Genomic DNA, 13,121 nt, shown 5'->3' with positions numbered 1-13,121 from the left:
ACTCATGACTGCCGGCAAGTGGCCAAGGGTGGATTGGTTGGTGCTTGCTCGATTCGCGAACGCTCAATCGGAACATCCCAATCCCTCCTTGGCTTGATTGCCCGTGTTCAAGCCAGTCCTGTCCATTCACAACTCCTTCTTGATGACGAGCGTTCTCCTTACCCCAAGGTAGATCCGCTGGTGATCAAACCACGTGTGATTTCGAGAAGAGGCGGATGAATTCTCGTCAAATCAGGTCGAATGCTCTCTCTCGGCGAAGGTCGGCGTTCCAGACGTTGGAGCGCAAGGATCTTCTGGCCGGAGATTCTGCTGTCATGGTCGAGTTCGCGGTATTCTCCAATGAATCGCGTCCCGACGATCTAGTCGCCGACCGCACGCACGTGCTGCCCGAAGGGATGGCTCAAACTCACGAGTGGGACCGCTTCGTCGTGGAAGTCTGGCTGCGTGGCGAAGGGCAAGAGCCGGTCGACATTCAAGACATGACGTTGGACCTGGGGTATCGCACTGATCTGACATCCGCCGTCGACGTCGAGTTCGGTCGCTCGTTTGAAGGCCCTGGCTCGTTCCAACTCGATGACCAGGCCGGTCAGGTTCGTGACATTCACGCCACGACCGCCGGCGTTTCGCTGACCGACGCCGATCGCGTTCTCTTTGCTCGCGTCCACTTCCAGGCCGTCCCCCAGTTGGGCGACAACGTTCGGATGGACTTCGATACCGGCAGCGTGGGACCGCATTCGCTCGAACTGGCCAGCGACAACCTCGCGGCCTTGTCGGCCGGGCAGCAGGTCACCACGACGGCCGATCCGATGCCGGAACTGGGCATCTTGCCGGTGATCTACGACCTCAATGAAGACCAAAAGATTGGGCTGGCGGACTTTGCCCAGTTCATTCAGGTGTACGGTCAAACGACGGAATCGGCCACCGACGGCCTGAAGTGGTTTGCCGACTTCAATAAGTCGTACGCGGTCGGACTGGCGGACTTCAGCCATTTCATTACCAACTATGGCAAGTCCTACCTGGACGAGAACGTTTCGTTCCCGTCCAACTATCCCGAGGCTTGGATCGAGCCCGATGGGTCTGGCAACGGTGACGGTGATATTGTTATCGACCCCGATCCGGATGACGATGAAAATCCACCGCCGCCTCCGGTCTTTAACCTGGGCCAATTCCAAGTGGGTATCGTCCTGCCGGGCGTGAACGACGTTTTTGAGATCATGATCGGCGGCATCAATTGGAATGGCATCGACATCAATCGCATGACAGGTGCTGCTTCGCTCAGTGGCGAAGGGGACCCTGTCGATGGCGACGTCGTACTGACGATCGTGCTCGAAGATGAAGAGCTGTTCGAGACCGAGATCGAGTTGGTCTTTGATGGCGAACTGATCGATACGGTCGAAGAGTTTAACGAGTACTCGCTCGTGATCACGGCCTACGTGGCCGAAGTGATGAACTCGCTGAAGGGCATGCTGGGCGAAGCGCTCGACGGCCAATAGGCTCGCAGCCATCTGGGCCGTCGACTTCTTAGATTAATAGTGCGGTGGACGTTCGTCCGCGGCTGATCTCGGCTGATCAATCGCAACACTCAATCGTTCGATCCGGTCATCGGCCTGACGCACAAGTGCCTCCAGGCGAGAGATTCGCTTCTGTTGATCCAGGATGACCTCGTTCAGGTCCGCAATGATCCGCTCTTGGTGGGCATGTTTTTCTTCAAGTGTTGTAATTCTTTCGACAACGTTTTCTTCTGGCATTCCAGGCTTACTTTCGAGATGGGGGAAGATTTCCGTCTTTAACTCCCTTTTAGGGACCTTCGAGTCCTGTTTTTGGGCTGGCGTTTCTCCATAACTTCATTCAAATCGATTCTAGCGCAGTTTGGTAGGGCACCGCTTCGATACGCAAACCCATAGGGCGGCGACCGTTGCGTTGACTTCCGCGTGATTTTGGATTTAAAATGCTTGACTTATGTGTCCGTGTCGCAGCGGGATCACTAGGGCAATTCTCGCTTACCCACAAGCGTTCCCAGAGTGCCTGCGGTGTCTCTTGGTTATCTGCGACTTCCGTTTCTATGTTGGCTAGAGAGTCTCGAACGAAATATGTCTACCTCCACGACCAGTATTGAGCAATTGTCGATCAACGCCATCCGTACCTTGTCTATGGATGCCGTTCAGCAAGCCAACAGTGGACACCCTGGCACGGCGATGGCCTTGGCACCGGTCACCTACACGCTGTGGAACAAGCACCTCAAGTACGATCCGGCCAACCCCAGCTGGCCTGCTCGCGATCGATTCGTTCTTTCGTGCGGGCATGCTTCGATGCTGCTTTACAGCACGCTGCACGTTGCCGGCGTGAAGAAGGCCGACGGCGCCAGCGAACCTTCGATCACCCTGGACGACATCCGCAACTTCCGTCAGCTGCACAGCCCATGTGCCGGCCACCCGGAAGTTCACGAAGCCGCCGGTATCGAGACGACCACCGGTCCGCTGGGGCAAGGCATCTCGAACAGCGTCGGCATGGCGATTGCCGGCAAGTGGTACGCTGCCCGGTTTGGCGAAATGTTCGGTTTCAACACCTACGCACTGTGCAGCGACGGCGACCTGATGGAAGGGATCTCTTCGGAGGCGGCTTCGATCGCAGGCCACTTGAAGCTGTCGAACCTGTGCTGGGTTTACGACGACAACAAGATCACGATCGAAGGGGACACCGAACTCGCGTTCAGCGAAGACATTCCTGGCAAGTTCCGCGCACTGGGCTGGCACGTGATCGACATCGAAGATGCCAACGATCTGGCCGCACTCGACAACGCCTTCGCGGAATTCAAGAAGACGACCGACAAGCCGACCTTGATCGTCGTGCACAGCATCATCGCCTGGGGTGCCCCGAACAAAGCCAACACGCATGGTGCTCACGGCGCTCCGCTGGGCGAAGACGAAATCGCTGCCACCAAGGAATTCTACGGCTGGACCTACGACAAGTTTGAAGTCCCGACGGAAGTGTACGAAGACTTCAGCGCCAACCTGGGTGCTCGCGGCGCCGAAGCGAAGGCCAAGTGGGACGCTGACCTGGCCAAGTTCCGCAAAGAAAACGCCGAAAAGGCTGCCACCTGGTCGTCGATCATCTCCGGCGAACTGCCTGCCGGTTGGGACGCCGACATTCCTAGCTTCCCGGCCGATGCCAAGGGCGTTGCCACCCGTGCTTCCAGCGGTAAGGTCTTGAACGCCATCGCTGCCAAGGTGCCTGGTCTGTTGGGTGGTTCGGCTGACTTGGAGCCTTCCACCAAGACCGGTCTGACCTTTGAAGGTGCAGGCGACTTCGAGGCCGGTACCTACTGCGGTCGCAACTTCCACTTCGGCATTCGCGAACACGCGATGGCCGCGATCGGCAACGGCATGGCCCTCAGCGGTCTTCGTCCGTACGTCTCGACCTTCTTCGTCTTCAGCGACTATCTGCGTCCGTCGCTCCGCCTGTCGGCGATCATGAGTGCTCCGGTTATGTACATCTTCACCCACGACTCGATTGGCGTCGGTGAAGACGGTCCCACCCACCAACCGGTCGAGCACCTGTCGGCCATTCGCGCGATTCCGAACCTCGCCGTCTTCCGTCCGGGCGATTCCAACGAAGTGGGCGAGTGCTATAAGGCCGCCATGCAGCTCACCGATCGTCCTTCGGTGCTCGTGCTGACCCGTCAGAATCTGCCGACCTTGGATCGCGAAAAGTACGCTTGCCCCAGTGGTTCGGCCAAGGGTGCCTACATTATCGCCGATTGCGAAGGCACGCCGGAAGTCTTGCTGATGGGTACCGGTAGCGAGCTGTCGCTGGTCGTCGAAGCCTACGAAAAGCTGACCGCCGAAGGGGTGAAGGCCCGTGCGATCAGCGTTCCTTGTCTGGAATTGTTCTACGAGCAAGACGCCCAGTACCAGAAGTCGGTCATGCCATGCGAAGTGTCTGCTCGCGTTGCCGTTGAAGCAGGGGTTCGCCAGTGCTGGGACCGCCTCCTGGGCTTCCAGGGCGAGTTTGTCGGCATGAAGAGCTTCGGTGCCAGTGCTCCGGCCGAAGAGCTGTTCCCTTACTTCGGCATCACGACCGATCACGTGGTCGAAGCGGCGAAGAAGTCGATCGGCAAGTAGTCGTCATTGCATCGGAAACCACCCATGAAGAAGCCCCCTCTGGTTGCGGAGGAGGCTTTTTTCATGCGCCCACATAATCGGTACGTCCCGCAAAGAACACATGCTTGTGAGTGCCGAGGGACTGCACTTTGCCGCAGACTGCCTCAGGCTTTTGACCCATCGCTCGTACTAACCTATAGAACAGTAGGCCGTTCCGCGCAACCGATTGGCAGCAGTGCATAAGATTGGCAGCAGCGTGGAGCGCCATGAGAAACGCAAGAAGTTGTGGACACGTCTCATTTTATGAAATCGATTAGGACATGGACGGCGTAAATTCTCACCCTCACGAAATCGCGAACTTGGAAGAGATTGCGAGCAAAGCCTCCTTGCAGCGGGAGCGTGCGCGCGAATTCCTGGAGCGGCATCGCCAAGGGATTAGTGAAATCGAGCAGAGCATCTCGCAGCAATTGAAGCAGATCTCGCAAGGGCTCGTCGAGAGAGAAGGCCAACTCAACAGCCGCACCTCGGAAATTGAGGCTTCCACCGCGCAACTCGAAAACCAGTCGTCCGAACTGGCTGCTTCCATCGATGCGCTGCACGCCGAGAAAGAAGCGTTTGAGGTCGAGCTACGCCGCTTTGAAGAGCAAAAAGGGAATCAACAGGCATGGGACGCCCAGCGCAACGAACTGGTATCGGTACGCGATCGACTTCAGTCCGAGCTTCGCGCCGCCAACGAAGCCAAAGCTTCGCTGCAACAAGATATTCTCGATCAACAGGCCAAGCATAGCGAAGCACTTCAGAATCTTCAGGCCGCACAGCAGAACGGCCAGGCCGCCCAAGAGATTCAAAACCAGCTCAACGCCCGCGTCTCGGAACTCGAAAAGCAACTCGCTCAAATATCGCAGGAGCGTGACAGCGTCCGTAAGGAACTGGAAGACCTCCGTCAAGAGTCGCAGGCAGCCAGCGATAGCTTTTCGGAACTGGAAACTGAACTCACCAACGAGCAGAACCGTTCCGAGCAACTGCAGAACCAGCTCGACGCCGCGGTGACTCAGAAGTCGCAACTCGATCAGGATCTGAGTTCGATCCGCTCGCAAAATGCCGAGCTGGAAGGACGCCTGCAAGAAGAGAAGATGCGGGCCGACGAACTGGCGGGCAAGCTGCAACTTGCCCAGCAGCAGCGCGACGAAGCCAATGCCCGGCTCTCGGAAAGCGACTCGGAACAAGGGCAACAAATCGCCCAACTGCAAACGCAATTGCAGGACGCACAGTCGTCGGTCAATGGTCTGGAAACAGAGCGGCAAAACCTTGCTGAGCAGGTCAAGCAGCTCGAAGGACAAATCGAGACGCTCAACGCCGCCGCGACCGACAACAGCCAGCTGGAAGCGCAGCAGGCCGAATTCAAAGCATCACTGGATGCCAAAGAGCAGCAGTTGGCATCCCTGGAAGAGCAGCTCAAGTCGATCGAAGGGCAGCGCGATCAGGCTCGCAGCGAGCTGGAACAAGCACGCGGTGAACTCGATCAGGCACGCGGCCAACTTGAAAACTCAAACGAGTCGCACGAAGCCTTGTCCCAACTCGAACAAGAGCTGGAGCACCTCAAGCACGAGCGTGACGAGCTGGCGGAAAAGCTCGAAAAGCGACAGTCGGAGCATGGCCAGCTGAGCGATTCGCAAGAGCAACTGCGAGCCGAGAACCAGTCGCTGAAGAAGCAGATCGACGACGCCCAGGGAGAACTGGAAAGCCAGTTGGCCGCCTCGCAGGTTGCCTTGTCGCAAGCTCGTGCCGATCACGAACAAAGCCGCGAACAAGTCAGCAGCTTGCGGCGTCAGGTCGAGTCGCTTCAGGAAGAAACCGCCAAGCTTCGCGAAGCGAATGAAGCGCTCAAGACCGAAGGAGGTGGCGGTGCCGATGACGAGGCCTTCACGAAGCTTCGCCAGGAACGCGACTCGCTTTTGGAAAAGATCAGCGATCTCAAGCATCAGATCGAGTCTGGCGGACTGCCGGATGATGAACGCGTGCAGTCGCTGGAAAGTCGCCTGAAGCTAACCTTGGACGACTTGAAAGACCTTAAGAAAGAAAACGCGAAGCTCGCCAAGGATCTCGAGAACGCGAAGAAGTCAGGCGGAGCGGCCGTCGACGATTCGGGCAGCGATTGGGAAGCCACCAAGCGGCGGATGCTGGCTCAGTTGGAAGCCGACTACGGCGATGATGACGAAGACGAAGTCGCCGAGAAGCTTTCGATTCAAGAGGCCATCGACAAAGGTCATATGGCGGTTCAGGCCAAGCAGCGTGAAATCGAAGAACTTCGTGAGCAGCTCGAACAACTCGAATCGAGCAACAACGATGCAGGCGTCGCCCACGGGGCCAACGCGATCGCTCAGATGCTGGACCAGGACGAATTGATCGCTCAGGAACGCGAGAATCTGAAGACGCTACAAGAACAGTGGAAAGAAAAGCTGCGGAAGGCCGAAGTCGATATTTCAGTCGAACGAGCCAAGATCGCGCGCGACCGGGCCGAGCTGGAAGAAAAGATCTCACAGCTGGAGTCTGAAAAGGCCAAGCTGTCCAAGGCAGCTCCGGTAAAACCGGGCAATGAGAAACAGTCTAAGGGAAATTGGCTATCGCGATTAGGCCTGAAAGAAGGGGACACGTAACGAGCTCTCCAGCAGGCCGCCCCTCGCTTGGCGAACGCGGAAGCTCTTTCAAAATCAATATGCGCGAGACGCATCCTGTCCCCTCGCCCCCGTCCTCGGGGGAGAGGGTTAGGGTGAGGGGGCTTCTTTCGAGCAAGTAACACAAGGCCAACCTTACCGCTGGTTGTTATGGAAAGACGAGCCGTTCCTGCCTGCCAATGTACGGCGATAAATCCCTCACCCTAACCCTCTCCCTTCAAAGGAGAGGGGACAAGAGCGGCGAGAGATACCCGAAATGGGCTAGTAACCACGCTCTGAAATCGTAGGATGGTAAGCTTTCCGTTGTTTCTCTTGGGAAACGACTTCCGAGTGTTTTCACCTCGAGCGGTATGTCAAAGTTTACGCATCACATTTTTGTCTGTAACAAGTGCAAGCCCCCCAAGCATCTACGCGACGGGAAGCACGATTCCGCCAAGCTGCGGGCAGCCCTGAAGAAAGAGATCAAACGCCTGGGGCTGAAAGCTCAGGTACGTGCCAACGACTCGGGTTGTCTCGACCAATGCGATGACGGTCAGGTCGTGGTGATCTATCCCCAGGCCATTTGGTACGGCGGAGTGACCGAGGGAGACGCCGAACGAATCATTCATGAAACCATTCTCGCAGGAAAGGTTTTAGAAGATTTGCAGATTCCCAGCGAAAGACTGAGATGTGGCAAGGTGGCCAAGCAAACGGAAACCGAGTCCTCCGCACCCTCCCCTTCAAGCTAGAGGCGATCATTCATGCGAATCGTAATTCTGGGTGCGGGAACGGTCGGTACGTGGATTGCCGACTTGCTTTGTCGCAATAACCATAGCGTGACGGTCGTCGAATCGAACGTCGATACGGTGCGTATCATCAACGCGGAACTTGACATCCGCGCGATCCATGGTTCCGCATCGGAATCGGCCATCCTGTTTCAAGCCGGGATCATCGGCTGCGATCTGTGCCTGGCCGTGACCGGCGACGACGAAGTAAACATCGTGGCGGCCAGCATGGCCAAGGCCATGGGTGCCCGGCGATGCGTTGCTCGCGTTTACGGCCGCGTCTTTCGTGACCTCAGCACGTTCGACTACCAGCGGCACTTTCGAATCGATCGCTTTCTGAGTCTCGAGCATCTTTCGGCGGTCGTGTTCGTCCGCGCGGTTCGCTCGCCAGGCAGTGCCGTGCTCGAGAACTTCGCCCGCGGCGAATTGGAAGTGCAGGAAATCATTTGCGACGACCCGGCACCAGCCACCGGCAAGGCGCTCAAGGAAGTGAAGCTGCCCAAAGGGGTGCGCGTTGGAACGATTCAGCGGCAAGGCAAGACGTGGATCGCCGGTGCAGGCAACTCGATTGAAATAGGTGACCATATCACGCTGATCGGAACACGCGAGGAAATCGACTCGGTCAAGTCAAAGTTCCAGGTCAAAGCGGCGCCCGTTCGATCGGTGGTGATCGCCGGTGGGGGCGAAACGGGCCTGGCCTTGGCTCGCATGCTGGAAGGCCAGCGGTACCATGTCACCCTCATGGAAGAGAACATGGAACGCTGCGAGTTTCTTTCCCGCTTGCTTGAATACACGACGGTGGTTCACGCCGATGCCACGCGTCGCGCGATCTTGGAGGAAGAACGCGTCGGAAATATGGACGTCTTTGTGGCGTGTACCGGCGATGACGAAAACAATATCATGGCCTGTGTCGAGGCACGTGAAATCGGTGCCAAGGAATGCATGGCCATCGTCCAGCGGCCTGACTACGCCAACGTGGTCGAGAAGTTAGGCATCAACCTGGCCGTGAGTCCGCGAAACGTGGTCGCTCGGCAAGTGCTGGGTTTGCTCAACAGCGGGCCGATCATTTCCAAGAAGAACTTGCCTGGGGGCGGCATCGCGATCGTCGAGTTCGAAGTCATGCCGGGCGTCGTGGCGACCGAGCACGTGATTGCGAACCTCAAACTGCCGCCGCACTGTTTGATCGCGGCGATCATGAGTTCCGACTACGTGCGTGTCGCCTCGGCGGACGATCGTTTGACCCCTGGCGATACGGTGGTCGTGCTCGTGGAAGAGTCGACGCTCGATGCGGTCGTCAAGTTGTTCGAAGAATAAACGTCGAGAATAGTCTTTCCCGTCAACGTATTAGCCCTGGCATCACCTTACTAGCAGCAACATGAATTACCGCCTGGTGTGCCGACTTCTGTCGATCGTCTGCCTGATCATTGGGGTGACGATGGTCTTCAGCCTGCCGTGGGCCTGGCCTGCGATTGGACATCGTACGGACGAGAACTTCCAGCAGTTTGAAACGCACGGGTTTCTGGGGCTCGTCTATTCGATATTGCTCAGCATCATCTGCTGGGCCGTGCTCTGGCGCATCGGACGCAAGTCGAAGGGGGAACTCTACCGCCGCGAAGCGATGGCGGTCGTGGGGCTCAGTTGGTTGATTGCTACCATTTTGGGCGCGATGCCGTACATCTTGTCCGGCTCGTGCAACAAGCTCTCGGTGCGGCTGTTCAACTCTCACGAGCATGCTCCGCAGGTTTTTCACGACGTGGTATCCCCTCTTTCCGAAGACCAGTACGCCCTCGTGCAATCGCTAGTCGCCGCGGGAGCCCGGGGACTTTCGAAACAGAAACTGGCCGAGCAGTACGACGCGAAAGTCAAATTGCTGACCAAGGGAGAAGCCCCGACGCGTCCCTTCGACCAGGTGTTTGACGAACTGCGCGAACTACCGCATTGGCGTGGTGCGCTGATCGAACCGGACGAGGACGAAGACGCGCCGATGGATCGCCGCGACCACTATCGAATCCGCCCCGTTTCGATGAACATCGCCGACGCCATCTTCGAGTCGCAGTCAGGCTTCAGCACGACCGGAGCGACGGTGATTGCCGACCTGGAAGACCCGGTCAGCATTCCGCATTGCATTTTGTTCTGGCGAAGCAGTACGCACTTTCTCGGCGGCTTGGGGATCATCGTGCTCTTCGTGGTGATCCTTGGTCAAGGCTCGGCCGGTAAGGCGCTGATGCGAAACGAGATGCCTGGCCCCAGCAAGGAAGGGTCGCACTCGCGGATGCAGCATACGGCATGGATGTTTGCGGGGCTGTATTGCGGATTGAACCTCGTGTTGACCTTGTTGTTGTGGCTGTTGGGGATGAACTTCTTCGACGCGGTGTGCCATGCGTTCGGAACGCTTGCCACCGGCGGCTTCAGCACCTACAACGCCAGCCTCGGACATTTCGTGCAGGCCGATCCGGTGAGCGGGGCGTGGATCGAATACGTGGTGATCGTCTTTATGGTGTTGGCGGGGACCAACTTCACGCTGCTCTATTTCATGATGATCGGTCAGGCGTTTCGCTTGATCGAGGACATCGAGTGGCGGTACTACATGGGAATCATCGTCGGCGTCACGATTGCCGTGATGACCTTCGGCATGTTTTACGATGACTTCATCGTCGATCCCGAGACCTCGCTTCTCAACGAGTTCCTCTATGCCCTGCGTTACGGATTGTTTCAGGTGGTCTCGATCATCACGACGACCGGTTATGGGACGCATGACTTCGATCAATGGAATAGCTTCGGTCGCGGCGTGCTCTTTTTGTTGATGTTCGTCGGTGGCTGTGCCGGTAGTACCGGCGGCGGTTTGAAAGTGATTCGCCATATCTTGTTCCACAAGATTCTCTTTCTACAACTCGAGAAGTCGTACCATCCAACCGTCGTGCGTCCGCTGCGGCTGGGCGGCAAACCGGTGGACGACCCGGAACTGCAAAACAACATTTTGATTTACTTCTCGCTGATCCTGGTGCTATTTGTGTTTGGTTGGTTATCGGTGGTGACCTTGGAACCCGATTCGACCTGGGGTGCTTCGGAAGAGCACATCGAACACAAGCTGATTGACAGCGCGACGGCCGTCGCGGCGACGCTCAATAATGTCGGCCCGGGGCTTGGGATCATTGGGGCCACGCAGAACTACGCTAATTTCACCTGGTGGACGAAGCTGCTGTTTACCGCGTTGATGATGATCGGGCGGTTGGAAATCTTTGCGGTTCTGGTGCTGTTTATGCCCAGGTTTTGGCGTTCGCGATAAAAATTGGCTGCCAAAATTGGGCATCTCGGCCAATGACTTGCAAGCGTCCCAAGCTAGAATTTAAATAGTGTCTTGCCCGTAGCGCGCTTCTCTCGAGGATTCCCCCAATGCGACTTGCCCTCTTTTTGTTGTTCGTGGCCATAGGTCTTTGCCCGACCGATGCCTTCGCCCAGCGTCGTCCCATGCAGAAGCCCAAGGAAGAGCCGCTCGAGCTTCCCTCGGATCCGCGCCTGGTGGAAATCCATCGCGAGTTCGTCACCAAGGCCGAGAAGCTTGGTGATGAGTATGCTCGCAAGAAAGATTGGGAAAAGGCACGCATCGTTTTTGGCGAAGTTCTGAAGCTGGTACCCAATTACAAACCAGCTGTGGAAAAGCTGAAAGTGATCAACGGCGAACTCTCGCACGCCAACAAAAAGCTCGTCGTCGTCGAAGCGAAAGATGGCTGGCAAGACACCGGCATCGACGTCACCGAAGGCAGCCCGATCGCTTTTCGCGCCGAGGGCATGTGGTTGTTGGTTCACGAAAGTGACGCCAATGGATTGGAGATACCCCGAGAAATCCGAGATTACAAGCTCGGATCGCTGATCGGGGTTGTTGCCAAATCGGCCACGCCTGATAAAGATACGGTCCCTTTCACCATTGGTACCCAAAAGCAAATGAACGTTCCTTACTCGGGGCGTCTGCTGCTTAAGATGCACGACGTGAACAACGAAGACAATCGCGGTCAAATGCGCGTCGAGATCACAGGCAACTTCTAGTCTGCAAAAAGGACCTCCCTTGACGGATGATATCGCGCCAATGCCGACCTTGGCAGCCAGGATCGGTTTGTGGCTGGGGCCAGCATTTGCGCTCACTCTGTGGTTGTCGCCGGGCATGGGCTATTACCTCGATCCTCAGCAGCCGCAATTGAATGCGATCGCTGGGGCATTCATCTGGATGGGTGTCTGGTGGTTAACCGAAGCCGCCCCGCTGGCCGCGACGTCGCTCTTGCCGCTGGTGCTGTTTCCCCTCTTGGGGATTCAGTCGGTCAAAGACGTGGCGGCGAGCTACGGAGATCAAAACGTGTTCCTGTTTCTCGGCGGCTTTCTGGTAGCGCTGGCGATCGAACGTTCGGGGCTTCATCGCCGCGTGGCCCTTTCCATTGTTTACGTGATGGGGGACAACCCGGCGAAGCTATTGCTGGGGTTCATGGTGGCGACCGGGCTCATGTCGATGTGGATCTCGAACACAGCCACCACGCTGCTCATGCTGCCGATCGCGGGAAGTATTCTGGCGGTGGCGGATATGCGCCTGACCGATCCGGCGGCCCGGCGGAATCTGGGGATCGGGTTGATGCTGGGCATTGCCTATGCCGCAAGTATTGGCGGCGTGGCAACGCTGGTCGGCACGCCGCCGAACATCGCGTTCTCTTCCTTTTACGCCCAAAACTATCCTGACTTGCCGCAGGTTTCGTTCCTGTCCTGGATGCTGATGGCCCTCCCCTTCTCGCTGGTATTCATGCTGATCACCTGGGGCGTTCTGGCTTACATGCTGTTTCCGGTGCAAAGCTCCGACTCACTGGGCGGAAGAGGAGTGATCGCGGATGAACTGCGCAAGCTCGGCCCCATTCACGCGGCCGAGTGGCGATCCGGCATCATCTTCTTCGCGACGGCTTTGCTGTGGATCTTGCGAGAGCCGGTCGAAGGGTGGGGCTGGGGTGTTTTTTTCGTCGACGAAAGTGGAGACACGTTCGTCAGCGACGCCACCACGGCCATGGCAATGGCGATCCTCTGCTTCGTTATTCCTCGCGGAGGCAAAGAACAAGGTCCCCTGCTCGACTGGGGAACGACGGTCAAAGTGCCGTGGGGCGTGCTGCTGCTTTTCGGCGGCGGCATTGCCCTGGCCCAGGCCGTGAATGCCTCGAAGTTCGATCTCTACCTCGGCTCGCACATGGCTAACGTGATGAGTCAGATGTCGGAGTCGGCGATGGTGATCGTCACCGCAACCGGAATGGTATGGCTGACTGAGTTCACCTCGAATCTAGCCAGCGTTCAGACGTTCAACCCAGTGCTCGGGAGTGCCTCGGAGGAACTGGGCGTTCCACCGCTGCTCTTGTTGGTTCCGGCAACCCTGGCGGCCAGCTGCGCGTTCATGATGCCGGTTGCCACGCCCCCCAACGCGATCGTTTACGGTTCCGGTCGAGTGCCGATCACCAGCATGATCAAGGCCGGGATCGTGCTGAACATCCTCTCGATCATCCTCGTCTCGATCACCGTCCTGGTGCTCGGTCGGATGCTCATCTGATTGCGTGCCAGGA

9 protein-coding genes are annotated in these 13,121 nt (G+C 57.5%); 8 read left to right on the top strand and 1 reads right to left on the bottom strand.

Annotated features, from left to right (window positions below; all coding sequences use genetic code 11):
* Positions 1 to 215 precede the first annotated feature (215 nt).
* Positions 216 to 1,493, top strand: a complete 1,278-nt coding sequence (locus Pan97_RS21710; RefSeq protein ID WP_144976276.1) for a hypothetical protein — start codon at positions 216 to 218, stop codon at positions 1,491 to 1,493.
* Positions 1,494 to 1,526: 33 nt separating this feature from the next.
* Here Pan97_RS21710 and Pan97_RS21705 read toward each other — a convergent pair whose 3' ends face one another.
* Positions 1,527 to 1,748: a SlyX family protein gene (locus Pan97_RS21705; RefSeq protein ID WP_144976274.1), complete on the bottom strand. Its 222-nt coding sequence runs from the start codon at positions 1,746 to 1,748 to the stop codon at positions 1,527 to 1,529.
* A 342-nt stretch (positions 1,749 to 2,090) separates the two neighbouring features.
* On the opposite strand from Pan97_RS21705, the gene tkt reads away from it, so the two are divergent.
* The 7 genes from tkt to Pan97_RS21670 all read left to right on the top strand — a co-directional run bounded on the left by tkt (position 2,091) and on the right by Pan97_RS21670 (position 13,108).
* Positions 2,091 to 4,121 (top strand): transketolase, encoded by a 2,031-nt coding sequence (gene tkt / locus Pan97_RS21700; RefSeq protein ID WP_144976272.1) that lies wholly within the window; start codon positions 2,091 to 2,093, stop codon positions 4,119 to 4,121.
* Between the two features lie 299 nt (positions 4,122 to 4,420).
* Positions 4,421 to 6,757 carry a coiled-coil domain-containing protein gene (locus tag Pan97_RS21695; protein WP_144976270.1) on the top strand — a complete coding sequence of 779 codons (2,337 nt, stop codon included), beginning with the start codon at positions 4,421 to 4,423 and terminating at the stop codon, positions 6,755 to 6,757.
* 368 nt (positions 6,758 to 7,125) lie between these two features.
* Complete coding sequence (locus Pan97_RS21690; protein WP_144976268.1) at positions 7,126 to 7,503, top strand: (2Fe-2S) ferredoxin domain-containing protein; 378 nt, start codon at positions 7,126 to 7,128, stop codon at positions 7,501 to 7,503.
* A 12-nt stretch (positions 7,504 to 7,515) separates the two neighbouring features.
* Positions 7,516 to 8,853, top strand: a complete 1,338-nt coding sequence (gene trkA / locus Pan97_RS21685) for a Trk system potassium transporter TrkA (protein ID WP_144976266.1) — start codon at positions 7,516 to 7,518, stop codon at positions 8,851 to 8,853.
* Positions 8,854 to 8,914: 61 nt separating this feature from the next.
* Positions 8,915 to 10,825: a TrkH family potassium uptake protein gene (locus Pan97_RS21680; RefSeq protein WP_196782179.1), complete on the top strand. Its 1,911-nt coding sequence runs from the start codon at positions 8,915 to 8,917 to the stop codon at positions 10,823 to 10,825.
* Between the two features lie 107 nt (positions 10,826 to 10,932).
* Complete coding sequence (locus Pan97_RS21675; protein WP_144976264.1) at positions 10,933 to 11,583, top strand: tetratricopeptide repeat protein; 651 nt, start codon at positions 10,933 to 10,935, stop codon at positions 11,581 to 11,583.
* Between the two features lie 19 nt (positions 11,584 to 11,602).
* Positions 11,603 to 13,108 carry an SLC13 family permease gene (locus tag Pan97_RS21670; RefSeq protein WP_144976263.1) on the top strand — a complete coding sequence of 502 codons (1,506 nt, stop codon included), beginning with the start codon at positions 11,603 to 11,605 and terminating at the stop codon, positions 13,106 to 13,108.
* The last annotated feature ends 13 nt before the right edge of the window (positions 13,109 to 13,121 follow it).

It is taken from the genome of Bremerella volcania, from assembly GCF_007748115.1.
Lineage (GTDB): Bacteria > Planctomycetota > Planctomycetia > Pirellulales > Pirellulaceae > Bremerella > Bremerella volcania.
This window is presented reverse-complemented; position numbering and strand designations above follow the sequence as displayed.

Excerpts from the sequence above, each read along its gene's own strand:
- Pan97_RS21680 (WP_196782179.1), top strand. The coding sequence starts at position 8,915 with ATGAATTACCGCCTGGTGTGCCGACTTCTGTCGATCGTCTGCCTGATC.
- tkt (WP_144976272.1), top strand. The coding sequence starts at position 2,091 with ATGTCTACCTCCACGACCAGTATTGAGCAATTGTCGATCAACGCCATC.
- Pan97_RS21705 (WP_144976274.1), bottom strand. The coding sequence starts at position 1,748 with ATGCCAGAAGAAAACGTTGTCGAAAGAATTACAACACTTGAAGAAAAA.
- trkA (WP_144976266.1), top strand. The coding sequence starts at position 7,516 with ATGCGAATCGTAATTCTGGGTGCGGGAACGGTCGGTACGTGGATTGCC.
- Pan97_RS21675 (WP_144976264.1), top strand. The coding sequence starts at position 10,933 with ATGCGACTTGCCCTCTTTTTGTTGTTCGTGGCCATAGGTCTTTGCCCG.
- Pan97_RS21710 (WP_144976276.1), top strand. The coding sequence starts at position 216 with ATGAATTCTCGTCAAATCAGGTCGAATGCTCTCTCTCGGCGAAGGTCG.
- Pan97_RS21690 (WP_144976268.1), top strand. The coding sequence starts at position 7,126 with ATGTCAAAGTTTACGCATCACATTTTTGTCTGTAACAAGTGCAAGCCC.
- Pan97_RS21695 (WP_144976270.1), top strand. The coding sequence starts at position 4,421 with ATGGACGGCGTAAATTCTCACCCTCACGAAATCGCGAACTTGGAAGAG.